We start from the raw sequence: 25,397 nt of genomic DNA, 5'->3' as shown, positions 1-25,397 counted from the left end.
TATATCATGAGTGTATTTGATATTGTAGGGCCTGTCATGATTGGCCCTTCCAGCTCGCATACGGCCGGTGCTGCGCGTATCGGTCTCATGGCGAGGAATATATTAAAGGACGAACCGGTAAAGGCCATGATTACCGTATATGGGTCGTTTGCCAAGACTTATAAAGGCCATGGGACAGATAAGGCGCTGGTCGCCGGCCTCCTGGGTTTTTCAGCGGATGATACCCGGCTCCGGGACTCCTTTTCCATAGCGGCCGGAAAAGGGCTGGAAATTACCCTGCGGCGATCTGATGAAGAAGTAGATCATCCGAATACAGTCCGCATTGCCATGACAGGCAAAAATGGCAATCAGGCAGAAATATTGGGCGTTTCCCTGGGTGGTGGTAAGATTGAAATCCGCGAAATCAATGGATTTGAGGTCTCTCTCAATGGGGAAGAACATACCCTGATTACGCTGCATCGTGATCAGCCGGGAATCATCGCCCAGGCGACGACGATTATGGCAATCGGGCATATCAATGTTTCGACGATGAAGGTGTTCCGCAGCGGCAAACACGCCAATGCGGTCATGATTGTCTGCACAGACAGTCCGGTACCGGCAGAAATGGTCAGCCTGATTGGCAATATTTCAGCTATCGAGAGCGTCATTACGCTGGCACCGTTATAGGAGGTACAGGAGAGATGTACGAATACGAATATAAAACGCTGGAAGAACTTTCTCACAGGGCAGCCCAGCATGATATACGGATAGCGGACGTCGTTATCCGCCACGAAATGGAAACCTCTGAACAGACGGAAAAGGTGGTGCGGCAGCGCATGGTTTCCCGGCTGGAGGTATTTCGTGAATCCATAGAGGCCGGTCTTACCGATACGGGAACTTCTGTAAGCGGACTCGTCGGGGGAGATGCAAATAAACTGTCCCATAGCAGTGGCCGGCTGCTGGGGAGCCTGCCACGCAAGGCAGAGATGTATGCGCTGGCTGTCAGTGAAGCCAATGCCAAGATGTTCAAAATCGTCGCTTGCCCGACGGCAGGTTCTTGTGGTATCGTTCCAGCTGTTCTTATGGCAGTCAGTGAAGAACTGGGAACGAGTCCGGATGAAAATGTAGAAGCTCTTTTTACGGCCGCAGGAATTGGGGCTGTCGTATCCCGCAATGCGTCAGTTGCCGGAGCTGTCGGCGGTTGTCAGGCCGAATGCGGGACAGCTGCTGCCATGGCTGCCGCGGCGGCTGCCCAACTGGCGGGTGGTTCTGATGATGCAATCCTGCAGGCTATGGCACTGTGCATGAAAAACACACTGGGGCTGGCCTGTGATCCCGTAGCCGGTCTGGTAGAAGTGCCCTGTGTCAAGCGGAATGCCTGCCTGGCTGTAATGGCTGTCGGTGCAGCTGAAATGGCCCTGGCCGGTATCCGCAGTGTCATTCCGCCTGATGAAGTCATCAGTGCTATGGCTGAAATCGGCCGTATGATGCCCGTTGCCCTTAAAGAAACATCCGATGGCGGCCTTGCCAGAACGGAAACGGGAAAGGCCGTTGCCCGGAGGCTGGAACAGGAAATGAACGAAGGCTGATGCTGGGACACGACATAGAAAAAGGACTTATGGCATAAAGATTTTTTATCTTTATGCCATAAGTCCTTTCTTTGTGTATCCGTATTTATTTTTCAGCAATAGCCGGGCGGATTACCGGGCCGCTTTGTTTGCTGTAAACTGTGACATTGTTTCTGGCAAAAGCCGGCTGGCCTTCCAGACGACGATAAATTGCACGGCACAACCCCGTCGAGACAGGTGCCGCTTTCGGTTGTCGTGAGAATGCGAGAATCAGATCGGATTCAAACTGGCTTAATTCGACGCATTTTATTTTCATCTGGTAATCATCCCTTTAAGTGTAAATTTACATACGCTGACCCGGAACAGTCAATTAATATATATATTCTACTATAAAGACCTATCTTTGACAAGAAGGGATGCGGCTAGTAAAATAAAAGATACGTTATGATGTGCAGGAAGGAGAAGCATATGGGCTGGCAACTGGAAAAAGCATTAAATGAACGACTGGCGAGGGAAACGGGGTATGTCGTGCATCCATTTGGCAGCCGTCATACGATGGCTGTCTGTTACCCTAATACCTATGAGACGGGTATGAGCAATCTGGGAATGCAGATTATTTACCGGGAGGTAAACAGTCGTAATGATTTTCAATGCGAACGGGCATTTCTGCCAGATAAGAAATTGAAGAAAATCTATGAAAAAGAACATTCCCCAATTCTGACACTGGAAAATAAGCGGCCACTGTGTGATTTTGAAATTCTTGGCTTTTCTGTCAATTTCGAGATGGACTATTTTAACATCCCGGATATTCTCGAAGCTGGTCATATTCCTGTCCGGGCTGCAGACCGGACAGAAACCGATCCGCTGGTAGTCATGGGTGGTCCTGTCGCTTTCTTTAATCCCGAGCCGCTGGCGTTGTTTATGGATGTCTGCCTGATTGGAGAAGGAGAAGAACTGATTCATGCATTTCTCGACGCCTGGCTTCAGGCAAAGGCCGACGGAGCCGGAAGGCAGGAGTTGCTGCGCCGTCTGGCAAGGGTTGAAGGCGTATACGTTCCTTCCCTGTATCATCACGTGTATGATGATAGGGGAAATTTGATGCGCATCGATGCCGAACCAGGTATACCCCATCGCGTACGCCGGCAATGGCATGAACTGACCCGGCCAGGGGAAACGGTCGTCGCTACGCCAGATACGGAATTTGGATCCATGTATCTCATTGAAATTGCCCGTGGATGTGGCCGTCACTGCCGGTTCTGCATGGCTGGGTATTGTTACCGCCGTCCCCGTGTGCGTCCGCTGGAATATGTCAAAGCTGCCGTTCTCCGGGGGAAGAAGCTGGGTAAAAAGATAGGCCTCATGGGTGCTGCCATTTCCGATTATCCGTACATTGACGAATTAGTCACATTCATCCGTCAGCAGGGACTGGCTTTTTCCTGTGCGTCTCTGCGTGCAGATTCCATTACGCCTGTTATTGTCAAAGGCATTGCGGAAAGCGGGCAGAAGACGATTACCCTGGCACCGGAAGCTGGCAGTGAGCATATGCGGAACATTATCAATAAAGGAATTACAGAAGAACATCTCCTCCAATCCATCGATTTATGTACAGCTGCGGGAATCCGTAAGGTGCGGATGTATATCATGATAGGTCTCCCCATGGAAACGGATGAAGATATACAGGGAATTGTGGATATGACACGCCGGGTACGGGAACACATGGACCGCATTGGCAACAAAAGCAGTATTACCCTGAGCATCAATCCTTTTATTCCAAAACCGATGACGCCCTTTCAGTGGATGGCCATGACGGAACAAAAAGTCGTGGAACGGAGACTGGCATATATAAAAAAAGAGGCAGGGCGCATACGGCAGACGGAAGTTTTGGCTGAACCACTGCGGCAGTGCTATATCCAGGGGGTCCTTTCCCGGGGGGACCGCCGCGTGGGGGAACTGCTTCTGAAAGCCCATTCTTACGGAGGTGTCAGGGGCTGGAAACGGGCTGTCCGGGAAACAGGATTTGATGTAGAATCATTTTTATATACGCCACGGCAGACCGACGAACTCCTTCCCTGGAGTGTACTCGATAATGGTCTGGCAGAGGATTACCTGATCCGGGAACGGGAGAAGGCTGAAAAAGGTGAGTTCACCATACCATGCTTTGAAGGATGCCGGCGATGTCATGTATGTGGAGGTACAAATGGGGACACAGTGGATTAAACATAAGGACGGGATTGCCTGGGAAGAAAGCGGGCAGCTGCATCGTGCCGGCCTGTGCCATGGCGTTACTGGCCGCACGGGCGGGGTAAGTCCGGCTCCGTATCATTCTCTAAACCTGGCACTGCACGTAGGAGATTCCGTATCATGCGTCCTGGAAAACCGGCGCCGTCTCTGTGCCCATCTGGGCTGCCGCCTCGATGTACTGACTACACCGCAGCAGACTCATGAAGATCACGTAATCGCCGTCGGAGACAGCGAGATAGGACGGGGGGCCGGCAGTTATCACGATGCCTTTCCCCATACGGATGCGCTTATGACCAGCCGGCCTGGAGTGCTGCTCCTGATCTGTATTGCCGACTGTGTGCCGGTTATCCTGTATGATCCGGTAAAAAAAGCCTGTGCAGTCATTCATGATGGCTGGCGTGGTACGGCTTCCCGGCTGGCTTCCAAGACGGTTTTTGCCATGCAGACCGTATATGGATCACAGCCACGGGATATTCTCGCCTTTATCGGGCCGTCTATTTCCCGGGAGCATTTCGAGGTCAGTGAAGCGACGTCAGATATCTTCCGCCATATGGGACCGGCCTATGACCAATGTGTCTATAAAACAGCGGATACGGTCTGCGTTGATTTATGGCAGGCAAATCAGCAGCTGTTGCTGCATGCGGGGCTGCTGCCACAGCACATCGATACGACAACCCATTGCGCGTATCAGGATGAACAAGCCTTTTATTCATATCGTCGCGATGGCGGTCATACCGGACGGATGGCAGCCTTCGCCATGATTCCGGCAATATGACGATTGGGGCAGATTTTTTCCAAAAATACTAGCATTTATAAGGCGTAATATATATAATAGAGTAAGTGCCAAGTTTTTTGTAGGTACCACGGAGGGATTTTATTTGATAAAGGAAAACATAGAGGCCATAGAAAAACGCATGGCTGATGCGGCAGCCCGTGCCGGCCGGAGTGATACGGTTACCCTGATTGCCGTCACGAAAAATCATCCTGTAGAATGCATGAAAGAAGCCGCAGCAGACGGCATTGTGAACGTTGGTGAAAACCGCGTACAGGAAGCGATGGAAAAGATAAAGGAATTTCCAGAAAACCACCTTGTCTGGCATTTAATCGGTCATCTCCAGACGAATAAGGCTAAACAGGCAGTGGCTCATTTTGACCTGATTCATTCCATTGATTCGGAACATCTCCTGAAAGCCGTCGATAAAGAAGCTGGCAAGATAGGAAAAGTACAGGATATTCTTCTGCAGGTCAACGTAGCGCGGGAAGAAAGCAAATTCGGCATGGAAGTAGAAGATTTTCCGCGCATCAGCGCGCTGGCAAAAGAACTGACTCATGTCCGCGTCTGCGGTCTTATGTGTATGGCTCCGAATTTTGATAACGTGGAAGACACGCGCCCAATCTTCCGGATTGCCCACGCTTTATATGAAGATATGAAACCTCAGTTTCCAGAAGGTCAAGTCCGTTACCTGTCTATGGGCATGACTCATGATTTTGAAATAGCCATTGAAGAAGGGGCAAATATGGTACGCGTCGGTACTGCCATATTTGGACCGCGCCAATACTAAGGAGGATAATAAAACCATGGGATTGAAAAAATTTTGGAACAATGTAGTAGGCAAGGTCAGCGGTGTAGATGAAGATGATATCTATGAAACAGACGAAGACTTTGAAGATGATGACGATGAAATAGAAGACGCACCGCGTCAGAACCAGCGTCCAGTGGCAGCTGCCCGCCGGCCTGCACTCGGAGCGGCCCAGGTAGACCGCCCGCTCAAAATGATGATCGTAGAACCAGAAAGCTTCGACGATTCTCAGAGCATTGCTGATTTTCTCCGGGACCGCAAACCGGTTGTCATCAATTTTGAAAACACGGAACCGGATATTTCCAAACGGGTTGTCGATTTTGTCAGTGGGGCAACGTATGCACTGGATGGCAATATTCAGAAAGTGGGCAAGGATATTTTCCTTTGCGTACCCAGCAATGTAACAGTGGACCGGAGTAAACACGATTACGGTGATTTCACGGCACAGCTGGCCTGGAAAAACGGCGAAGGTAATAAACAGCAGTAAGATAAATGAGGCATTTTTGTGAAAAACAGAGATAGAATTATACGTTATTATAAGGGAACGGATAACGGCGAGCTGGCTGCCCGGCTGATTGATCTGGCAGACAGTACGGCCAAAGGCCGTCCCTATGCCGTCAGTGAATTTGTATCACCCGGTGCCGTACAGATAGGCGAAACGATACAGGCGTCCGCCCCTGGCCTGATCCTGAAGACCTTTGGCGGGTATGAGGGAGCAGAACGGGTGCGTCTTGCCTTTGTCAAGGAAAGTTATGATGGACCTGTTGATTTTGCCATTACCGCCTGCCATGTGAGCTGGGATGCCCGTTATCGCCTTCTCAGTCATCGTGATGTGCTGGGATCGCTCATGGGACTGGGAATCGACCGCAGCCGCTTTGGCGATATCATCATGGAGGAAACGGGAGCAGTCATCCTGACCGATGCACCCCTTCTTGCCTATCTGAAGCAGAATTTTTTAAAGATTGCCATGGTTCATGTTACGGTAGAAGACATGGCCTTGTCGGATATTGCGCCTAAACAGGAAAAGGTGAAAGAAATCAAGACGACCGTAGCGTCCCTTCGCCTGGATGCCGTCGCTTCTTCCGGGTTTGGTATTTCCCGTACCAAAGCGGCGGAAGCAATCAAGGGTGACCGGGTACAAGTTAATTGGCAGCCGGCTAAAGGGCCGAGCCAGGAAGTACAGGAGGGCGATGTCATTTCTCTCCGGGGAAAGGGCCGGATGGAACTGGCCCAGATTACTGGTACTTCACGCAAAGGGCGTACAGGTGTTTTATTGAGACGATACATGTGAGAATTTTTGGAGGAATGTACCCATGCTTACACCAATGGATATACATAACAAAGAGTTTAAACGGGGCTTCCGCGGTTATAGTGAAGAAGATGTCGATGCCTTTATGGACAATATTGCCGATGACTATGAAAAAGTATACCGGGAATATTGTGAAATAAAGGAAAAATGCGAAAAGTTACAGGATAAGCTGTCGCAGTATGAAAAAATGGAATCTACCATGAATAGTACGCTTATGCTGGCCCAGCAGACGGCAGAAAATGTCAAGGTGTCTGCCCGCAAAGAAGCCGATCTCATCCTGCAGGAAGCAGAAAATAAAAAGAAAAAAATGCTCGATGAAACGACACTGAACATGCAGACGACACAGCAGAATATGGAAAAAATGAAAACCCAGGTTAGTGCTTTCCGGGCTAAATGCCGGGCGCTGCTTACCAGCCAGATGCGTCTGCTCGATGATATGGTCATCGATGAAGAAACGGCAGTCAGTGATGGCAATACTCCGGCAGAACAGCCGGAAGCTGGCGATAACACAGCGAAATAACAGAACGTACAGAGATATGCTCTCTTCCCGGTATGACTCATGGCTGCCGGATAGAGAGCGTATTTGTTTATAATGCGGTAATACAGAAAGGGAGCTGCTGCTATGAAACGACTGGGACTTATGCTGTTGACATTGGCCTTATTGGCCTGTGGTACGGCCTCTGCGTATAATCCGTACGCCCCGAATCCATTCGATGCGATTGAACAGAATAGCTGGGAATACAAGTATCTTCTGGATTTGACAAAGGCGGGCCTCACCGGTACAGATATGGCCAGATTTTCACCTTCTTATGCTCTGACCCGTGTGGAAATGCGTGATATGCTGGTTACGGCACTCAAAAACCGCAGCCGGGCAACGGCATCCCAGCAGAAAGAAATGGACCAACTGGCTTCGGAGTATGCCGAGGACCTGACCTACGCCAGGGATGGAGAGACATTAAAGACAGAGACGGAAAAGCCGGCTGGCGACCCGTTTGATTGGAAACAGGGGGATAAAACGAAATGATACAACAACCAGAATACCCGATAAAAATGATAGCGATAGATCTCGATGATACGCTCATCCGGGACGATACGACCGTCTCTGATTATACGAAAGATACGATACGCCGGGCACAACAGAAGGGAATCCACATCATGATTGCAACTGGCCGTATGTATGCGACGGCCAGTCCCTATGGCCGCATGCTCGGGCTGGGGGATATCCCCATGATGTTGTTTGGCGGCGGACTGATCCAGACGCTGGAATCGAAGAAGATACTGTACAGTCATCCTATTCCACAGGAAGATGCGGCACAACTGCTCTCGCTGGCCAAAGAAAAAGGATGGATGATGCAATCGTATATTGATGACGTGCTGCGTGTTGCCGAGTATAATCACTGGGTTGCCGATTACGAACGGATTACTCATTCCCACGCTGTCGTATGCGGTGATGATTTTTATACTCCCTGTGGTGCGCCAGATAAATTATTATCCTGTGATGAACATGAAGTCCTGTTGCAACGGGCAAAGGAAATAGAAGAAGCGATGCCGGGCAGATTCGATATCATGTGTTCCAAGCCGACATTCCTGGAAATTACGCCCAAAGGAATTTCAAAAGGTGTCTGCCTGAAACGTCTTTGTGATATTTATGGCATTTCGCTGCAGAACGTCATGAGCTTTGGAAACGGAATGAATGATTTATCCATGCTGAAAGCTGCCGGATTCGGCGTAGCTGTGGCCAACGCCGTACCCGAAGTAAGAGAACAGGTTCCGTATGTTACGGCATCCAATAATGAAGACGGAGTAGCCAGAGCTATTGAAAAATTTATCTTGTAAGGAGGGACCACGATGGATCAATTCCACTTGATCATTGTCACCGGCATGTCGGGTGCAGGTAAGAGCCAGGCTGTCAAAGTGTTGGAGGACATTGGTTATTTTTGTATAGACAATCTGCCGCCAGTGCTGATTCCAAAATTTGCCGAGCTTTGCGTCAAAGGCGGTGAACGGGTGCGTCATGTGGCCCTCATTGCCGATATCCGCGGCGGGCAGTTTTTTGATGCTATGAGCCAGGCTTTACAGGAATTGCGCAAGCAGGGCGTTTCCTATGAAATCGTCTTTATGGAAGCATCAGACAAGGTCCTTATAAACCGCTATAAAGAAACGAGGCGTGTCCATCCTCTGGCACTTCATGGGCGCATCAGTCAGGGAATCGCGGAAGAGCGGAAGCGGCTGGCCACGCTCCGGGAACAGGCTGATTTTATTATTGATACGAGCTCACTCAAGACGAGCCAGCTGCGGGATATCCTGCGCAAGCGCTATGCGCTGAATACAGGCCGCAAGGGACTGACCGTTACGGTCGTATCCTTTGGCTTCAAACATGGCATGCCCATTGATGCGGATATTGTCGATGATGTGCGTTTTCTGCCCAACCCGTATTATGTTGAGGAATACCGCCATAAGTCGGGCCGGGTTCCCGTAGTACGGGATTATGTCCAAAGTTTTCAGGTCACTCAGACGTTTAAAGAAAAATGGTTCGATATGATAGATTTTCTCCTTCCCAATTATGAGCGGGAAGGAAAAAGCCAGCTGGTCATTGCCGTAGGGTGTACCGGCGGGATGCACCGCAGTGTCTGCATGGCAGAAGAAATGTACCGTCATCTCAAAGAAACAGGTGTCGATGTATCTATTGAACACCGGGATCTTGCTAAAAATGATGTCGAAGAAGATGCTCCCGGTTATGAAGGAGAAGATGCATAAGGAGGGGGCAGAACATGCGCTTTTTTAAATGGCTTCATCCGGGATTGCACATCAAGCGATGGCTCTTCCTGTTTGGCCTGGGCATGATGTGTACCAGTTTTGGTATTGTCCTGACGTTTAATTACCAATGGATCGGCCAGGTAGAAGAATGGACCTTCCGCCTGCTCTATGAAGCGACAGGCCATTATAACTATACGGTCCTGGCTTCTCTTGGCATTGTCATTCTCCTGGCAGGCATCCTGATCATGGGATGGTCTACCCGGCGTCTGATCCGTACCATGCTGGGCGTTATCATGCCGAATGAGTCGGAAAATCTCAGTGAACTCATCTTATCTAATATGAAATTGTCCAAGGGTCCCAAAGTCGTCGTTATCGGCGGGGGGACAGGACTTTCGGTTATGCTCCGGGGATTGAAGACAAAAACATATAATCTGACGGCCGTCGTCACCGTTGCCGATGATGGCGGGTCGTCCGGGCGGATCCGTCAGGATCTGGACATTATAGCGCCGGGGGATTTGCGTAACTGTCTGGTTGCCCTGGCTGATAAAGAAGGGCTGATGGAAAAACTATTTGCCCACCGCTTTGGCGGATCGGGTAATTTGTCCGGGCACAGTTTTGGCAACCTGTTTATTGCCGCGCTGATTGAAGTCCTGGGAGACGTAGAAGGGGCTATGGATGCGACAAGCAAAGTCCTGAAAGTCCGTGGGAAAGTCATTCCCTCTTCGGCAGATAAAATCCTCCTCAATGCGGAAATGGTGGACGGGACTATCGTACAGGGGGAATCGCAGATCCCCAAGGCCCATGGCAAAATTAAGCGGGTCTTTACGACACCGGAACATCCCCGTGCCGTGCAATCTGCTGTAGATGCAATCCGCGATGCCGATGCCATCGTACTGGGGCCGGGCAGCCTCTATACGAGTATTATGCCTAATTTGTGCATTCCTGATATTGCGGCTGCCGTGCGCGACAGCAAGGCGAAAAAGATCTACATCTGTAACGTCATGACACAGCCGGGGGAAACGGACGGGTACAGCGTAGCCGATCATGTCAAGGCAATCGAACGACAGGCCGGAGCACCAGTCATTGATTTTGTCATGGCTAATAATGGCAATGTAGATCCGGCGATTTTACAGAAATATGCTGCTGCCGGCCAGTATCCTGTGCAGATTGACAAAAAAGAAATACATAAGACCGGCGCAACACTGATTCAGGCTGATCTGGTCAACAGAGAAACGGGAGCTACCCATGATACGAATAAACTGGCAGATGTCCTTTTTGATTTGATTAATGCGCTGCGGACGGATTTATCCCCTGAATTGCTGCATTATTATTTAAAGAGATATAATTTGAAACATCCCAGGAGGTGAGCTGTTTGTCGTTTGCAGAAGAAGTGAAAAACGAGGCCGCTCATATTCCCGTTGAAGACGCCGCCTGTCGCACTGCGGAACTGGCGGCGTTGCTGTGTATGGGAGGTTCGCTCCTTCCCGGTTCCGATGGATGCGCCGGATTGGAATTCAGTACGTCCAATAACGCCGTGGCAAGAAAAGCTCTGTCCATGTGGCGCCATTCTTTCTCCATACGGCCGGAAGTACTCGTGCGGCGGGGGCGCAGGCTGCGCAAAAAAAACTATTATATCCTCCGGATTCCGCCGGCAGTGGAAAGTACGGCCGCCTTACGTTCCCTGACGTTGTTTCCTGCAGAGGAAGCCTTTCAGGGGCTGGAACTACGCCGTGATGACTGCCGCCGGTCTTTTCTGCGTGGCGCCTTTATGGGCGGGGGATCGGTCAATCAGCCCCAGGGAGATTACCATCTGGAACTGATGACAGGGAATAAAGAATTTGCCCGCCTGCTTTTGAAATTAATGCACCATTTTCACTTGTCTGCCAAGATGACAGACCGTAAAGGAGACTATCTGGTCTATGTGAAGGAAGGAAATGGCGTATCTTCTTTTTTGCAGCAGATCGGGGCCGTACAAGCGTATCTGAAATTTGAAAGTGTGCGGGTCGTCAAAGACATGCGTAACAATGTGAACCGCGTGGTTAATTGCGAAACGGCCAACCTTCAAAAAACCGTTAATGCGGCAGTACGTCAGACTGCGGATATTGAACGCATACGTGATTCGGGCCGGTATCACCTCCTGAGTCCCAGACTGCAGGAAGCGGCCGAATTACGTCTGGCCCATCCGGAGGCGACAATGGGAGAAATCGCAGCTTTGTCAGGTATTACGAAATCGGGATTATCCCACCGGTTTAAAAAAATCGCGACGATAGCGAAGGAAATAGAAGGTATGGAACATCATGAAATTACGAATACTCAGTAAATGTCTGATTGCAGGTCTTTTATGTGTGCTGCCACTGGTGTCGCTGGAGGCAGCGGATACAGAATACGGGGCAGATAATCCCGAAGTCATGGATAAAATCGTACGCAGCCGGATGCTTCCCGTGGCGATGACAGCACCTCATGATACGGGAACGCTGCTGTTCTCGGATAGTCCGGAATATGCCGATAAAGACGGAATTTTATATGTCGATAAAGTAAAGGGTGATACGCGGCTATATTTTTATCATGTCAATCAGGCAAATTATCCGCGCAAGATTGTCGCCATGGCATACAACCCTTCAGACCATGAAGTTATGGCAGGGGTCAGCGGTGTCTATTATGCCAAGCCAAGTACGTCTTATTACGATGTGGGCAAGGATTTGTCTACCTTATATTATGAAGGAAATACGACCTATAACCGGGTCAGCGTTCCACCGCTCGGCTATGCCGTACTCAGCGATCGGCTGAACCGCGTCATCGTAGCTCCAGATCAGCTGTTTTCTGGTATTGTCAACATGAATCTGCCGGATGATATGTATGTTTCAGCCGTTATTATGCCAGCTGCGGCAGATCCGGTAGCTTTTATGAAAAAACAGCAGTATCTGGCCAGTGATGACGTTAAACTGCGGGGAACCTTCCCGGGGATGGACCGCTCTCTCAAAAATCTGATTCCCTTTACGGCAGATGAAGGTATTGGCTATATTCTTATCGCCGACGGCATACAAGACCGGTTTTTACGGGGTTATGACGTGATTGACGACCGCCTTTCGGAGGACGTGGGCAATTATGGCCTCGATTACCTTATACAGATAAAAACCAGAGGAACGGGACTTCTCCACTACTATTTCAACACCCAGGGAGGGGAATATGCCGGCGTGGCTGAAATCAGTTATGATGACGGAAAAGGCGGAACAGCCAGTAAAATTGTAGAGCTGCCCCGTAAAGGACTGAGCATGGGATTTGATAATGCCTATGCGATGGAATACCTCGATTCTGTGGCGGCGGGTACGACTGTCACGATACATCTTATGCCACCGGGAGCAGCCAACCTCCCTGTGCGGATTATCATCGTTCCCGATGCATCGGTGCAGCAGGCGGCTGATGCCGTACGTGAAGGAGCACAGCGCCGACTGGAAGAACAGAAGAAACAGCAGCAGGAGAGTATCGGAGACGATTGGGCCCGGATTGAAAAGAAATTACATGCGGGCCGTACTGAAGAACAGACGGAGCTTTCGGGGAAAAAGACAAAAAGTAATGCCAAAAAAGATAAGAAAACGAAAGCAAAAACAAATAAGAGACCTGTTCAGGAAGATTTGGGACAGGGAGCATAATATAAGAGAAAAGGGAGCACGATGCAAAAATCTGCATCGTGCTCCCTTTTTCCATATAGATGATGGATTATAAGTCTTGATCTTTCGGTTCTTCGCCAAACCACTTCTTGTAAATCTTGGCATACGTACCGTCTTTTTTAATCTGACTCAGTGCATCATTAAATTGTTTCAACAATTCCGGTTTATCCTTGCTGATAGCCATGGCTGTACCGCGGGACAGAATCGGATCGCCGACGATTTTTGCTTTTTCATTGCCACCGTGGGTCATGTAATCCTGGGCGACGGCTTTATCGATAGAAATTGCATCGACTGTACCGGCTTCCAGTTCCATCCAGCCCTGACTGTTGGTATCAAATTCCTTGACGGTTGCCCCATGTTCCTTTGCATGGTCGCCGGCTTTGGAAGCTACCTGTGCGCCGACTGTCTTGCCGGTAATGGTGTCATAGCCGGTAATGTCGGTATTATCCTTGCGGACGACGATTGTATAGCCGCCTTTGTAATAGACATCGGTAAAGGCTACCTGTTTCTTGCGTTCCGGTGTAGCGTCCATGCCGGCAGCGATGACGTCAATCTGACCGCTCTTGAGGGCAGGGATGAGGGCATCGAAGCCAATGTTTTTGATTTCCATCTTGTAGCCCAGTTTATCACAGATAGCCTGGGTGAGGTCCATATCAAACCCGACAACTTTATCATTTTCTACGGATTCAAAAGGCGGGAATGTGGCTTCTGTGCCGACGACGAGAGTTTTCTGTTCCTTGGCGGCATCTTTCTTGTCACCGCTCTGGGAACCACCGCAGCCGGTAATCAGCGTAACGGCTGCCAGGGAAGCAGCAAGCATAGTTACATATTTTTTGTTCATCATGAGTCACTCCTTCAAACGGAATTACTTTTTCCTCATATATAATTCACTCAGATCAGACATGATCCGGGTGTGAGGGCGTGTTGCAAACGCTGATGCCGGTGTGGCACCGGTGGTAACGGCAGCAAAATCGACGCCGCCATTTTGAGCAGTATCAGCATCGATAAGACTATCGCCAACGTACAGGATATCTGCCGGGACAAGATGAAAACAATCTTGTATGAGCCGGAGTCCATCGGGGGCAGGCTTGGCATGCTCTACATCTTCAATGCCGATAACGCGGTCGATAAGGGGCTCCATCTGTTCACGACGGATGGTTTCCATGATGCGGCTCCTCGTTTTGGTAGAAACGATGCAGCAAATGGCACCGGCTTCTTTCAGATAAGTAAGGGCCGGTTTCGTTTCCGGATACAGATGGGTATTGGGCGTCATGTAGAAATCGGAATACCGGACTTTATAGAGCCGGATGAGCCGGGCCAGTTTCCCTTTTTCTGTTTCTCCTGTAATAATCGACATGGCATCGTACATTGTCTTGCCGATGGTACTGCAGATGACATCCCGGGAAACGGGAGCATATCCTTCATCATGGAGAAGCATTTCAAAACACATGACGATGCCTTGTTCGGAATTTACCAGAGTATAATCAAAATCAAATACGTATGCTTTATACATTCTTATTCCTTATTATTCTTTCGGTTCCGTACCAAACCATTTTTTGTAGAGCTGGGCGTAGGTACCGTCTGCCTTTAATTCATCAATGGCTTTGTTGACTTTTTCCAGCATTTCCGGCTTGTCTTTGCTGACGGCCATGGCAATGCCATCGGGGGCCATCTGAGGTTCACCAGCCAGCTTCAGGTCATTTTCACCGCCGTGGCTGAGGTAATACATTGCTACGGACGTATTGATGATGACGGCGTCACTGTTATTGCTGTTCAGCTCCATCCAGCATTGGTTATTGGCGTCTACCTGTTTGATAACCGCGCCGGCCTGCTGTCCCAGTTCAACGCCTTTTGTACCGACCTGGGTGCAGACATTCTTACCGGATAAATCCTGGAATCCATTGATTGTCGTATTATCTTTGCGGACGACGACGGAATATCCGTCATGGAAATACGGTTTTGTAAACGATACCTGTTTTGCCCGTTCCGGTGTAGCATCCATGCCTGAGGCGATGAGATCAATCTGGCCACTTTTGAGAGCCGGAATCAGAGCGTCGAAGCCCAGACTTTTGACTTCGGCTTTCATTCCCAGTTTGTCAGCAACGGCTTTGGCAAAATCGATATCAAAGCCGACATACTGATCGTTTTCTGTGAATTCAAACGGGGGAAATGTCGGTTCCATACCGATGACCAGCGTATCACTGGATTTCTTGCTGCTTTCACTCTGAGAACCGCCGCAGCCGGTCAATACAGTCATGGCTGCCAATGAAACAGCCGTCAGTGTAGCCCATTTTTTTTTCATTCCTATATCTCCTTATATAGATAGTATGGTATAACGCATCCCAAAACGTTACCAAAAGATTACATTCATAATTATACATATTCAGAAAAAATAATACAAGCCATTTGATTACATATTCGTGCATACGTTGTATAATATATGATAAAAAAGAAAGTGGTGACCAATATGACAAATGAAACATTAAAAAAAGCAATAGAACAGACGGCAGTGGCAGTCAGGCAGATGAACCCGCTGGTTCCATCCATTACCAATACGGTAACCATTAATTTTGTAGCGAATGCCCAGCTGGCAGTGGGAGGATCGGCTGCCATGGTATATCTTCCCGACGAAGGGGAAGGGTTGGCGCATATTTGCCAGGCTATGTATATCAACGTGGGTACTTTATTCCCTGTTTATGCAGAAACACTGCCTCTTACGGCAAAGGTACTTCACGAAGAACGGAAACCCTGGGTCCTCGACCCTGTAGCTATCGGTCTTGGGAAGATGCGAACTGATTTGCTGACTCAGTTTAAAGAATACAAGCCATCTATTATCAGGGGAAATGCCTCGGAAATTATTGCGCTGGCAGGATTATGGAATTTATCTGGTGGCTCGGCCGTTTCGGAAGTACGTGGTGTCGATTCGACGGATACGGTGCGTGCTGCGAGAGATGCAGCTATGGCACTGGCTTCATGGACGGGTGGAGCCGTTGCCGTGTCCGGAGCGGAAGATTTGATTACCGATGGGAAACAGGTAATCATCTCAAAAGGAGGATCGCCTATGATGCCCTGTATTACCGGGACGGGATGCTCCCTCGGTGGAGTCATGGCCGTTTATGCAGCTGCAGCCGATCCGTTTGTAGCCGCAATTACTGGCGCTGCCGTATATAATCTGGCGGGAAGCCGGGCAGAAACCTATGTAAAGGGGACGGGTTCATTCCAGACGGCATTTATTGATGAATTGTATACGGCCCAGCCGTCAGATATTGCGGGAAATCCCTTTATATTAGAGTAAAGCAGAATCATTCATCGGCGTATATGAAAGGCAGGACTGTCATGATAGTATACGTATCAAAAGAGGGTTAACAAGCCTTAGAATAGAGACGTTTGTCGCAGACCGCAGGACGTTGGTCGAAGTGATTCGATAAACGGTTAACGAACTGTGATGAACGTCATTTTTTTTTAGCGGTGTAAAAAAATTCCTTGACAAGAAGGGAAGAGTGGGATATACTAAACAAGCTGTTGAGCGGACGGGAAGGTTCCCTTCCTCCTCTCAAAAGTATTTCAAAAAAAGTGCTTGACAAACTCCTGTGAGTTTGTTAAGATATACAAGTCGCCGCGATGAGCGATGAACTTCCTTCATCTCAATCATGCGGCTGGCAGATGACCTTTGAAAACTGAACAATGCAACATACGAATGAACGCCAGATAAGTAGAGAGCCATGTTTGAAGGAGCCGAAAGGCGACGCGCAAACATGAGCGAATCACTTATACCGAGATTAACTCGGTAGTGCGAGGTTCTAGAGATAGAACGTCAAACAATGAGTAACAAACCAACAATAGTAAGAATGAGCTAGCGCTCTTCACATATCATGGAGAGTTTGATCCTGGCTCAGGACGAACGCTGGCGGCGTGCTTAACACATGCAAGTCGAACGAGAGGACATGGAAAGCTTGCTTTTTGTGGAATCGAGTGGCAAACGGGTGAGTAACGCGTAAGCAACCTGCCCTGCAGATGGGGACAACAGCTGGAAACGGCTGCTAATACCGAATACGAAGCAGCTCCCGCATGGGGGCAGCTTGAAAGGATGGCCTCTGAATATGCTATCGCTGCAGGAGGGGCTTGCGTCTGATTAGCTGGTTGGAGGGGTAACGGCCCACCAAGGCGACGATCAGTAGCCGGTCTGAGAGGATGAACGGCCACATTGGGACTGAGACACGGCCCAGACTCCTACGGGAGGCAGCAGTGGGGAATCTTCCGCAATGGACGAAAGTCTGACGGAGCAACGCCGCGTGAGTGAAGACGGCCTTCGGGTTGTAAAGCTCTGTTATACGGGACGAACGGGCGGGATGCTAATACCATCCTGTTGTGACGGTACCGTAAGAGAAAGCCACGGCTAACTACGTGCCAGCAGCCGCGGTAATACGTAGGTGGCAAGCGTTGTCCGGAATTATTGGGCGTAAAGGGTGCGCAGGCGGTCTCTTAAGTCTGTCTTAAAAGTGCGGGGCTCAACCCCGTGAGGGGACGGAAACTGGGAGACTGGAGTATCGGAGAGGAAAGCAGAATTCCTAGTGTAGCGGTGAAATGCGTAGATATTAGGAGGAATACCAGTGGCGAAAGCGGCTTTCTGGACGACAACTGACGCTGAGGCACGAAAGCCAGGGGAGCGAACGGGATTAGATACCCCGGTAGTCCTGGCCGTAAACGATGGGTACTAGGTGTAGGAGGTATCGACCCCTTCTGTGCCGGAGTTAACGCAATAAGTACCCCGCCTGGGGAGTACGGCCGCAAGGCTGAAACTCAAAGGAATTGACGGGGGCCCGCACAAGCGGTGGAGTATGTGGTTTAATTCGACGCAACGCGAAGAACCTTACCAAGCCTTGACATTGATCGCAATGGATAGAGATATCCAGTTCCTCTTCGGAGGACGAGAAAACAGGTGGTGCACGGCTGTCGTCAGCTCGTGTCGTGAGATGTTGGGTTAAGTCCCGCAACGAGCGCAACCCCTATCTTCTGTTACCAGCACGTGATGGTGGGGACTCAGGAGAGACTGCCGCAGACAATGCGGAGGAAGGCGGGGATGACGTCAAGTCATCATGCCCCTTATGGCTTGGGCTACACACGTACTACAATGGCTCTTAATAGAGGGAAGCGAAAGGGCGACCTGGAGCAAACCCCAAAAACAGAGTCCCAGTTCGGATTGCAGGCTGCAACCCGCCTGCATGAAGGAGGAATCGCTAGTAATCGCAGGTCAGCATACTGCGGTGAATACGTTCCCGGGCCTTGTACACACCGCCCGTCACACCACGAAAGTCATTCACACCCGAAGCCGGTGAGGCAACCGCAAGGAACCAGCCGTCGAAGGTGGGGGCGATGATTGGGGTGAAGTCGTAACAAGGTAGCCGTATCGGAAGGTGCGGCTGGATCACCTCCTTTCTAGGGATAGAGGCCGGAAGGAAGACGAAAGTCAGACTTCTGACGATTCTTAGGTCGGCATTCTGGCAGAGTATGAAGCATTGTTTAGTTTTGAGAGGCCATCCTCTCAGACGTACCTTGACAACTGTATAGAAAACGAAGAAATACCTCTTTTTTGAAAAGAAAAGAGACTTAACGAACCTTAGAAAAAAGAGCAAGTCAAGTAAGTAAGGGCGTACGGCGGATGCCTTGGCTATATCAGCCGAAGAAGGACGCGATAAGCTGCGATAAGCTGCGGTGAGGTGCAAGTGACCATTGACCCGCAGATGTCCGAATGGGGAAACCCGGCGTGAGGAGTCACGTCATCCTCTCAGGAGGAAGGGCACCCGGTGAACTGAAACATCTAAGTAGCCGGAGGAAAAGGAATCAAAAGAGATACCCTGAGTAGCGGCGAGCGAAAGGGGCAGAGCCCAAACCGGGATGGGAAACCAATCCGGGGTTGCGGACTGCGGAAAACTGCACGAGCGAAGCAGAATGAGCTGGGAAGCTCAGCCAGAGAGAGTGAGAGCCTCGTAAGCGTAAGCAGATGCAGGGAGCAGGATCCAGAGTACCACGAGACACGAGGAACCTTGTGGGAAGCAGGGGGGACCACCCTCCAAGGCGAAACACTGATATAGACCGATAGCGCATAGTACCGTGAGGGAAAGGTGAAAAGAACCCCGGGAGGGGAATGAAAGAGAACCTGAAACCGTATGTCTACAAGCAGTCGGAGCACTATATACGTGCGACGGCGTGCCTATTGAAGAATGAACCGGCGAGTTACTTCGTCCAGCGAGGTTAAGCAGGAAATGCGGAGCCGCAGCGAAAGCGAGTCTGAAGAGGGCGATGAGTTGGAGGGAGTAGACCCGAAACCACAGTGATCTACCCATGTCCAGGTTGAAGCACAGGTAAAAATGTGTGGAGGACCGAACCAGTGAGCGTTGAAAAGCTTTTGGATGAGATGTGGGTAGGGGTGAAATGCCAATCGAACGTGGAGATAGCTGGTTCTCCCCGAAATAGCTTTAGGGCTAGCCTCATGGAGAGAGTACAGGCGGTAGAGCACTGAACAGGGTAGGGGCCTATCCGGCTACTGAACCTAATCAAACTGCGAATGGCTGTACTTATACATGGGAGTCAGACTGCGAGTAATAAGACCCGTAGTCAAGAGGGAAACAGCCCAGACCAACAGCTAAGGTCCCCAATGCCGTACTAAGTGGTGAAGGATGTGGAATTTCGAAAACAACCAGGATGTTGGCTCAGAAGCAGCCACCATTAAAAGAGTGCGTAATAGCTCACTGGTCGAGAGACTCTGCGCCGAAGATGACCGGGGCTGAAGTACGGAACCGAAGCTTTGGCATGTATGTAGATACATGGGTAGGGGAGCGTTCCTGCATGGGAGAAGCGGTACCGGAAGGAGCCGTGGACAGGCAGGAAGAGAGAATGCCGGTATGAGTAGCGAAAAGGAAGGTGAGAATCCTTTCCACCGAAAGCCTAAGGGTTCCTGGGCAACGCTCGTCGACCCAGGGTAAGTCGGGACCTAATCCGAGGCGGAGACGCGTAGGAGATGGACAACAGGTTGAGATTCCTGTACTGCAGCCGTTTGTTTGAGCGACGGAGTGACGCAAGAAGGAAAGCGCGCGTGCGACTGGAAGAGCACGTCCAAGCAGGTAGGTCGGGAGACAGGCAAATCCGTCTTCCATAAGGCCGAGATGTGATGGGGAGCTTCTGGAGACAGAAGCGAAGGGGCCGGCACTATATTGCCAAGAAAAGCTTCTAGTGAGAACGGCAGCACCCGTACCGAAACCGACACAGGTAGGCAGGAAGAGAATTCTAAGGTGCGCGGGACAACCCTCGTTAAGGAACTCGGCAAAATATATCCGTAACTTCGGGAAAAGGATAGCCTGTAGTCAGTGAAGTGCAGAAGCGCACGGAGCTAAGGCAGGCGGCAGAAGAGAGGCCCAAGCGACTGTTTACCACAAACACAGGCGTCTGCTAAAGGGAAACCTGACGTATAGATGCTGACACCTGCCCGGTGCTGGAAGGTTAAGAGGACTTGTTAGCGCAAGCGAAGCAGAGAATTGAAGCCCCAGTAAACGGCGGCCGTAACTATAACGGTCCTAAGGTAGCGAAATTCCTTGTCGGGTAAGTTCCGACCCGCACGAAAGGTGTAACGATTTGGGCACTGTCTCAACGAGGGACCCGGTGAAATTGAAGTACCTGTGAAGATGCAGGTTACCCGCGACTGGACAGAAAGACCCCATGGAGCTTTACTGTAACCTGAGATTGAATTCTGGTAGGAGATGTACAGGATAGTTGGGAGGCGGAGAAGCGAGTACGCCAGTATTCGCGGAGCCGATGGTGGGATACCAACCTTGTTTTATTGGAATTCTAACGAGAAGCGTAACGAGCTTGCGGACAGTCTCAGGCGGGCAGTTTGACTGGGGCGGTCGCCTCCGAAAGAGCAACGGAGGCGCCCAAAGGTTCCCTCAGTGCGGACGGAAACCGCACGAAGAGTGCAAAGGCAGAAGGGAGCTTGACTGCGAGACGGACAGGTCGAGCAGGGACGAAAGTCGGGCTTAGTGATCCGGTGGCATAGAGTGGAATAGCCATCGCTCAACGGATAAAAGCTACCCTGGGGATAACAGGCTTATCTCTCCCAAGAGTCCATATCGACGGGGAGGTTTGGCACCTCGATGTCGGCTCATCACATCCTGGGGCTGAAGTAGGTCCCAAGGGTTGGGCTGTTCGCCCATTAAAGTGGTACGCGAGCTGGGTTCAGAACGTCGTGAGACAGTTCGGTCCCTATCCATCGCGGGCGGAAGAAACTTGAAAGGGGCTGCTCCTAGTACGAGAGGACCGGAGTGGACCGACCAATGGTGTACCAGTCATGACGCCAGTTGTGCAGCTGGGTAGCTACGTCGGGGACGGATAAACGCTGAAAGCATCTAAGCGTGAAACCAGCCTAGAGATGAGGTTTCTCATTACGCAAGTAAGTAAGGTCCCACAGAGACGATGTGGTAGATAGGCCGGGAGTGGAAGTACAGTGATGTACGGAGCGGACCGGTACTAATAGACCGAGGACTTGACTTAAAAGGTAAGGTAAGGGATACGTTTTCTATACAGTTGTCAGGGCACGGCCCTGACAAGAGAATTCAGTGGCGACAGCTGCGGGGATCCACCTGTTCCCATGCCGAACACAGCAGTTAAGCCCGCAAACGCCGAAAGTACTTGGGGGGAAGCCCCCTGGGAGGATAGGAAGCCGCTGATTAGGGAAAAAAGCACTAGCTTATGCTAGTGCTTTTTTTGTGTGGTTAGTGATTAGTGGGAAGTGAAGAAAACAGGACACCAGCCCAATACGGCTGGTGTCCTGTTCATTAGATGGCTGCCTGCTAGTGGATAGACGCTGACTGCAATCTTCCTTTAGCGAAGCGGATTCCCAGGTCAACGGCACTGAACATGCTGTCTTCTTTGGCAATTCCCTTGCCGGCTATGTCAAAGGCCGTACCGTGGTCTACGGAAGTACGGATAATAGGCAGTCCCAGTGTGACGTTGACTCCCGTATCGAAAGCCATCATTTTCATGGGGATGTGACCCTGGTCATGGTACATGGCCACGACGATATCGTATATTCCTTTATACGCTTTCAGGAAGACCGTATCAGGCGGTACTGGTCCGTCAACGTACAGTCCTTCTGCCTGGGCTTCCCCGATAGCCGGGATGATTTCTTCTATTTCTTCCCGGCCAAACAGCCCATGTTCCCCACTGTGCGGATTGAGGCCGGCGACAGCGATATGAGGATTGTCCAGGCCCAGACGTTTCATGGCATTATGGGCGAGGTGGATACATTCCAGAACACGTACCTTTTTGGCACGGTCGCAGGCTTCACGAAGAGAACAGTGAGTAGAAACGTGTACGACAGACATATTCTGACTCCAGAGCATCATCGTATAGTGTTTCGTCCCCGTAAGGGTAGCGAAAATTTCCGTATGCCCGTCAAAATTGTGCCCTCCTTTATGCAGAGCTTCCTTATTAAGTGGTGCCGTCGTTACGACCTGTATCTGACTTTCCATTGCATCGTGAATGGCGCGGGCAATGTACTGATAGGCAGCATCACCAGCAACGGGCGATACTTTTCCAATTTCAATATCTTTTCCTATTTCCAGATCGACGACGGAAATAATATTGATATGGCCGGGCTGGAATTCGGATGGCGATGAAATGACAGATAGTGGTGTTTTGAGGTGAAGTAACTGATGATAATACTGAAGCACGCCGTAACTTCCGTAAATCAGGACGGATTCCTGATATTCCGGCCTGGCGTCAATGGCTTTCAACGATACTTCCGGGCCGATTCCGGCGGGATCCCCCATAGTAATACCGACAAATTGATTCATATGATTTCCTCCTGTTTCTCCGCCTATGCGTTGCGGGGAATTTTTTTCAAACACTGAAGTGCTTTCCATATATCCGGTGCAGCTCCAAAGGCTCCGGCTTTGGTCACTACAGGCAACTGTGGGCAGACCCCTTCGAGAAGGCGCCCTTGTACAAATCCGGGAAGGATTTCCCGTTCAATCTGGAATCCGCAGGCCTGGAGTTGTTCAACGACGGCGATGGCCGTGTCACCGCCTGTGAGAAAGAGCCCACAAAGGGAACTGTTGGCAGTGATAGCCATGGCGGTCTGGCTGAGAATACGTTTGGTAAATGCGGCCAGTTCGTCTGAAGAAATACTGCGTTCCTTTCCATAGTCCAGAAAGGTTTCATAGTCTTCCCGTGTTGCCGCTGCCGTAACCAGGACATCCGTTCCTTCGTCAAGGGAAGCAATGGCTGCGTGAATATACGGTGCAAGGGAAGCCCCTTCATAGAGCTGCTCCATGGGAAGCTTGTGGATGACAGCGCCCTGTTTCTGACAAAAGGCCAGCTGTTCCATCGTGCGGGTGCTGACACTGCCGACGATAGCCAGGGCCGGACAGGGGGCATAGCAGATTTGGAGAAGGGCATTGGCAAGGCCGGCCGAACCAATCCAGAGAATCTTCTGTTTCTGGGCCAGTCCCTGACGGGCAATGGCATACAGGTCGTCATCCGTTCTGGCATCAAAGATATAACCGCCCGGTTCCCAATCGGATTTTGGTATTTCTCTATGTATAGGCGTATCCAGACAGGGACTGAGTAGTTCGGATAACGTATCTGTTTTCAGCGGATTGCGGGGATCACAGGCAATTTCCGTTTCCATCAGAGGAACGCCGTGTACGTGGAGGCGTCCGTCCTGTACGGTCCGGCCCTGTGATGGTAGCGATGGAGCAAAGACGATAATATCCGGGTGGCAGGCGGCAATGACGGCTTTGATTTCTGCCGTGATATTACCGCGCAGTGTAGAATCCACTTTTTTATACAAAAAGCGGCAGCTGCCAGTCTGTTCTACTGCTGAGGCCATGGCATAAACCCGTTTATAGGCATCGGTTCCACTGATAACGCGGCTTTCACTATCAATGACAATGCTTTCAGATCCCGGTCGGATGTCTTCGGCACGGAGTATGACGGAAACGGGGAGTCCTCGTTTGGCAACCTGTACTCCTGTGTCGTTGGCTCCGGTAAAATCATCAGCCAGAATGACAAATTCGTGCATGTGTATTTCCTCCTTCAGACATGATAAAAAGTAACACCGTGTTTTTGTAATATATCCTGTTCCTGGCGGGTAGGAAGATAATCACTAATGATGGCAGCCATATCGAAAATACTGGCAATGGTATATATTTTATGCTTCCTGAACTTTGAATGGTCTGCCAGCAGGATGACTTTGTCCGAAACATTCATACAAATTTTTTTTATGGAAATTTTTTCGGCGTTAGCTGTCATGATATGCCAGTCGGGTGTGATGGCCTGCGTTCCCAGGAAAGAAATATCAAAATGAAACTGCCCGGCCATCTGGGCCGCCAGAGGCCCGCAGACGGCACAGGAAGATGCATCTATTTTCCCTCCTAACAGTATGACAGTAATGCCCTGGGCCGGTGTCAGTGTCTGGGCGATAGCCAGATCATTCGTAACGACGGTAAGAGAACTCCACCTTTTCCCGCTTATGAGGACAGCCAGCTCGTAATTGGTTGTTCCTGCATCCAGATAGAGGCACATGGCATCGTCTACTTTTGCCAGCGCGGCAGCGGCTATCTGCTGTTTTTCTTTCCGATGGACTTGCTGGCGGTTGTGGTAGGCCGCTTCCTGTACAGAAGACTCCGCCAGGACAGCTCCGCCATGACTCTTTTTTATCAGCCCTTGTTGTTCTAATAGATGTAAATCCCGGCGTATGGTCATGGGAGCGACTTGTAATTTTTCTGCCAGTGCCTGCACGGTTACGACCTGCTGGGCATACAATTCATCCATGATGCACTGACGGCGTTGAACCGGTACTATTTTTACACACCTCCTTGTTGTATTAACAAAAACAAACAATAAATATGGTAATTAATGTTCTTTTATGTTTGTATATTATAACAAAAGCAGAAAATATCGTCAATAATGAATCTATTAACACGTATTGAACTATTTATTATGCTATAAATATGAATAAATATAAAAACAGAAATAGAAATAATTTCGATTTGAAATAAAAAGAGAACATGAAGCGGATAGATTTTTTTACATGTCATTTGTGGAATAAAATGGTCAATATATCTATAGTATGATGAAATTATAAGTATATATGGCAGATTCTTGGTTTTAATGAAAAAATAATATTGATTTTTTATTGATAACATGTACAATAACATTAATGCGTATGCTACCTGCATATGTTGTATATATATGTTTGATTTACGAATAAATAAAACTGTTTGCTGTATAACAAGGG

The 25,397-nt window shown here is 49.9% G+C and carries 22 protein-coding genes and 3 rRNA genes; 18 read left to right on the top strand and 7 right to left on the bottom strand.

The window, feature by feature from the left end; translation table 11 throughout:
• Positions 1-6: 6 nt before the first annotated feature.
• Both sdaAB and sdaAA read left to right on the top strand, forming a co-directional pair.
• On the top strand, positions 7-666 hold the full coding sequence (gene sdaAB / locus ACGTIC_RS12575) for an L-serine ammonia-lyase, iron-sulfur-dependent subunit beta (RefSeq protein ID WP_113855075.1): 660 nt from the start codon (positions 7-9) through the stop codon (positions 664-666).
• Between the two features lie 14 nt (positions 667-680).
• Positions 681-1,568 carry an L-serine ammonia-lyase, iron-sulfur-dependent, subunit alpha gene (gene sdaAA, locus ACGTIC_RS12570; protein WP_059076169.1) on the top strand — a complete coding sequence of 296 codons (888 nt, stop codon included), beginning with the start codon at positions 681-683 and terminating at the stop codon, positions 1,566-1,568.
• 85 nt (positions 1,569-1,653) lie between these two features.
• On the opposite strand, the gene ACGTIC_RS12565 is transcribed toward sdaAA, so the two are convergent.
• Positions 1,654-1,863: a hypothetical protein gene (locus ACGTIC_RS12565; RefSeq protein WP_059076168.1), complete on the bottom strand. Its 210-nt coding sequence runs from the start codon at positions 1,861-1,863 to the stop codon at positions 1,654-1,656.
• 152 nt (positions 1,864-2,015) lie between these two features.
• Between ACGTIC_RS12565 and ACGTIC_RS12560 the strand changes: the two genes are divergently transcribed.
• From ACGTIC_RS12560 to ACGTIC_RS12505, 12 genes are all read left to right on the top strand, one after another.
• Complete coding sequence (locus ACGTIC_RS12560; RefSeq protein WP_113855074.1) at positions 2,016-3,764, top strand: radical SAM protein; 1,749 nt, start codon at positions 2,016-2,018, stop codon at positions 3,762-3,764.
• On the top strand, positions 3,685-4,563 hold the full coding sequence (pgeF, locus tag ACGTIC_RS12555) for a peptidoglycan editing factor PgeF (RefSeq protein ID WP_234995381.1): 879 nt from the start codon (positions 3,685-3,687) through the stop codon (positions 4,561-4,563). The genes ACGTIC_RS12560 and pgeF overlap by 80 nt, the downstream gene beginning before the upstream one ends.
• Before the next feature lie 103 nt (positions 4,564-4,666).
• Positions 4,667-5,350 carry a YggS family pyridoxal phosphate-dependent enzyme gene (locus tag ACGTIC_RS12550; RefSeq protein WP_059076165.1) on the top strand — a complete coding sequence of 228 codons (684 nt, stop codon included), beginning with the start codon at positions 4,667-4,669 and terminating at the stop codon, positions 5,348-5,350.
• Positions 5,351-5,366: 16 nt separating this feature from the next.
• Positions 5,367-5,855: a cell division protein SepF gene (locus ACGTIC_RS12545; protein ID WP_059076164.1), complete on the top strand. Its 489-nt coding sequence runs from the start codon at positions 5,367-5,369 to the stop codon at positions 5,853-5,855.
• Between the two features lie 18 nt (positions 5,856-5,873).
• Complete coding sequence (locus ACGTIC_RS12540) at positions 5,874-6,659, top strand: RNA-binding protein (protein ID WP_075581488.1); 786 nt, start codon at positions 5,874-5,876, stop codon at positions 6,657-6,659.
• A 22-nt stretch (positions 6,660-6,681) separates the two neighbouring features.
• Positions 6,682-7,197, top strand: a complete 516-nt coding sequence (locus tag ACGTIC_RS12535) for a DivIVA domain-containing protein (protein WP_059076162.1) — start codon at positions 6,682-6,684, stop codon at positions 7,195-7,197.
• Positions 7,198-7,299: 102 nt separating this feature from the next.
• Positions 7,300-7,701: a hypothetical protein gene (locus ACGTIC_RS12530; protein ID WP_059076161.1), complete on the top strand. Its 402-nt coding sequence runs from the start codon at positions 7,300-7,302 to the stop codon at positions 7,699-7,701.
• On the top strand, positions 7,698-8,513 hold the full coding sequence (locus ACGTIC_RS12525; RefSeq protein ID WP_059076160.1) for a Cof-type HAD-IIB family hydrolase: 816 nt from the start codon (positions 7,698-7,700) through the stop codon (positions 8,511-8,513). Before ACGTIC_RS12530 ends, ACGTIC_RS12525 begins: the two co-directional genes overlap by 4 nt.
• A 12-nt stretch (positions 8,514-8,525) precedes the next feature.
• Positions 8,526-9,434, top strand: coding sequence for an RNase adapter RapZ (rapZ, locus tag ACGTIC_RS12520; RefSeq protein ID WP_059076159.1), 909 nt, complete (start codon positions 8,526-8,528; stop codon positions 9,432-9,434).
• Positions 9,435-9,448: 14 nt separating this feature from the next.
• Positions 9,449-10,801, top strand: a complete 1,353-nt coding sequence (gene yvcK / locus ACGTIC_RS12515; protein WP_113855073.1) for a uridine diphosphate-N-acetylglucosamine-binding protein YvcK — start codon at positions 9,449-9,451, stop codon at positions 10,799-10,801.
• A 5-nt stretch (positions 10,802-10,806) separates the two neighbouring features.
• Positions 10,807-11,754, top strand: a complete 948-nt coding sequence (gene whiA / locus ACGTIC_RS12510) for a DNA-binding protein WhiA (protein WP_059076157.1) — start codon at positions 10,807-10,809, stop codon at positions 11,752-11,754.
• Positions 11,732-13,084 (top strand): hypothetical protein, encoded by a 1,353-nt coding sequence (locus ACGTIC_RS12505; protein ID WP_113855072.1) that lies wholly within the window; start codon positions 11,732-11,734, stop codon positions 13,082-13,084. The genes whiA and ACGTIC_RS12505 overlap by 23 nt, the downstream gene beginning before the upstream one ends.
• A 67-nt stretch (positions 13,085-13,151) precedes the next feature.
• Here ACGTIC_RS12505 and ACGTIC_RS12500 read toward each other — a convergent pair whose 3' ends face one another.
• The 3 genes from ACGTIC_RS12500 to ACGTIC_RS12490 are packed head-to-tail and all read right to left on the bottom strand — an operon-like array spanning position 13,152 to position 15,404.
• Positions 13,152-13,946, bottom strand: a complete 795-nt coding sequence (locus ACGTIC_RS12500; protein ID WP_059076155.1) for a basic amino acid ABC transporter substrate-binding protein — start codon at positions 13,944-13,946, stop codon at positions 13,152-13,154.
• A 21-nt stretch (positions 13,947-13,967) separates the two neighbouring features.
• Positions 13,968-14,615, bottom strand: a complete 648-nt coding sequence (locus ACGTIC_RS12495) for an HAD family hydrolase (RefSeq protein WP_113855071.1) — start codon at positions 14,613-14,615, stop codon at positions 13,968-13,970.
• A 12-nt stretch (positions 14,616-14,627) separates the two neighbouring features.
• Positions 14,628-15,404 carry a basic amino acid ABC transporter substrate-binding protein gene (locus ACGTIC_RS12490; protein WP_059076153.1) on the bottom strand — a complete coding sequence of 259 codons (777 nt, stop codon included), beginning with the start codon at positions 15,402-15,404 and terminating at the stop codon, positions 14,628-14,630.
• Positions 15,405-15,569: 165 nt separating this feature from the next.
• On the opposite strand from ACGTIC_RS12490, the gene thiM reads away from it, so the two are divergent.
• The 4 genes from thiM to rrf all read left to right on the top strand — a co-directional run bounded on the left by thiM (position 15,570) and on the right by rrf (position 21,824).
• Positions 15,570-16,397 (top strand): hydroxyethylthiazole kinase, encoded by an 828-nt coding sequence (thiM, locus tag ACGTIC_RS12485; protein WP_113855070.1) that lies wholly within the window; start codon positions 15,570-15,572, stop codon positions 16,395-16,397.
• 574 nt (positions 16,398-16,971) lie between these two features.
• Positions 16,972-18,538 (top strand): 16S ribosomal RNA (locus ACGTIC_RS12480).
• A gap of 196 nt (positions 18,539-18,734) precedes the next feature.
• Positions 18,735-21,646 (top strand): 23S ribosomal RNA (locus ACGTIC_RS12475).
• A 61-nt stretch (positions 21,647-21,707) separates the two neighbouring features.
• Positions 21,708-21,824: ribosomal RNA gene (gene rrf, locus ACGTIC_RS12470) — 5S ribosomal RNA — on the top strand.
• The 16S, 23S and 5S rRNA genes sit together here, the layout of an rRNA operon.
• A gap of 121 nt (positions 21,825-21,945) precedes the next feature.
• On the opposite strand, the gene pdxA is transcribed toward rrf, so the two are convergent.
• Genes pdxA through ACGTIC_RS12455 form a run of 3 tightly spaced genes read right to left on the bottom strand, consistent with a single transcriptional unit; the run spans position 21,946 to position 25,000 of the window.
• Positions 21,946-22,950 carry a 4-hydroxythreonine-4-phosphate dehydrogenase PdxA gene (pdxA, locus tag ACGTIC_RS12465; RefSeq protein ID WP_113855119.1) on the bottom strand — a complete coding sequence of 335 codons (1,005 nt, stop codon included), beginning with the start codon at positions 22,948-22,950 and terminating at the stop codon, positions 21,946-21,948.
• A gap of 23 nt (positions 22,951-22,973) precedes the next feature.
• Positions 22,974-24,179: a four-carbon acid sugar kinase family protein gene (locus tag ACGTIC_RS12460; protein ID WP_113855118.1), complete on the bottom strand. Its 1,206-nt coding sequence runs from the start codon at positions 24,177-24,179 to the stop codon at positions 22,974-22,976.
• A 14-nt stretch (positions 24,180-24,193) separates the two neighbouring features.
• Positions 24,194-25,000, bottom strand: coding sequence for a DeoR/GlpR family DNA-binding transcription regulator (locus ACGTIC_RS12455; protein WP_257536606.1), 807 nt, complete (start codon positions 24,998-25,000; stop codon positions 24,194-24,196).
• Positions 25,001-25,397 lie beyond the last annotated feature (397 nt).

Source organism: Megasphaera hexanoica (assembly GCF_043520715.1).
Lineage (GTDB): Bacteria > Bacillota > Negativicutes > Veillonellales > Megasphaeraceae > Megasphaera > Megasphaera hexanoica.
Note: the sequence above shows the minus strand (reverse complement) of the source record. Positions and strands in the feature narration are given on the sequence as shown.

Bases quoted from the DNA above. Each gene is read 5' to 3' on its own strand.
- sdaAB (WP_113855075.1), top strand. From the start codon at position 7: ATGAGTGTATTTGATATTGTAGGGCCTGTCATGATTGGCCCTTCCAGC.
- sdaAA (WP_059076169.1), top strand. From the start codon at position 681: ATGTACGAATACGAATATAAAACGCTGGAAGAACTTTCTCACAGGGCA.
- ACGTIC_RS12565 (WP_059076168.1), bottom strand. From the start codon at position 1,863: ATGAAAATAAAATGCGTCGAATTAAGCCAGTTTGAATCCGATCTGATT.
- ACGTIC_RS12560 (WP_113855074.1), top strand. From the start codon at position 2,016: ATGGGCTGGCAACTGGAAAAAGCATTAAATGAACGACTGGCGAGGGAA.
- ACGTIC_RS12545 (WP_059076164.1), top strand. From the start codon at position 5,367: ATGGGATTGAAAAAATTTTGGAACAATGTAGTAGGCAAGGTCAGCGGT.
- ACGTIC_RS12535 (WP_059076162.1), top strand. From the start codon at position 6,682: ATGCTTACACCAATGGATATACATAACAAAGAGTTTAAACGGGGCTTC.
- ACGTIC_RS12530 (WP_059076161.1), top strand. From the start codon at position 7,300: ATGAAACGACTGGGACTTATGCTGTTGACATTGGCCTTATTGGCCTGT.
- ACGTIC_RS12525 (WP_059076160.1), top strand. From the start codon at position 7,698: ATGATACAACAACCAGAATACCCGATAAAAATGATAGCGATAGATCTC.
- rapZ (WP_059076159.1), top strand. From the start codon at position 8,526: ATGGATCAATTCCACTTGATCATTGTCACCGGCATGTCGGGTGCAGGT.
- yvcK (WP_113855073.1), top strand. From the start codon at position 9,449: ATGCGCTTTTTTAAATGGCTTCATCCGGGATTGCACATCAAGCGATGG.
- ACGTIC_RS12505 (WP_113855072.1), top strand. From the start codon at position 11,732: ATGAAATTACGAATACTCAGTAAATGTCTGATTGCAGGTCTTTTATGT.
- ACGTIC_RS12500 (WP_059076155.1), bottom strand. From the start codon at position 13,946: ATGATGAACAAAAAATATGTAACTATGCTTGCTGCTTCCCTGGCAGCC.
- ACGTIC_RS12495 (WP_113855071.1), bottom strand. From the start codon at position 14,615: ATGTATAAAGCATACGTATTTGATTTTGATTATACTCTGGTAAATTCC.
- ACGTIC_RS12490 (WP_059076153.1), bottom strand. From the start codon at position 15,404: ATGAAAAAAAAATGGGCTACACTGACGGCTGTTTCATTGGCAGCCATG.
- thiM (WP_113855070.1), top strand. From the start codon at position 15,570: ATGACAAATGAAACATTAAAAAAAGCAATAGAACAGACGGCAGTGGCA.
- pdxA (WP_113855119.1), bottom strand. From the start codon at position 22,950: ATGAATCAATTTGTCGGTATTACTATGGGGGATCCCGCCGGAATCGGC.
- ACGTIC_RS12460 (WP_113855118.1), bottom strand. From the start codon at position 24,179: ATGCACGAATTTGTCATTCTGGCTGATGATTTTACCGGAGCCAACGAC.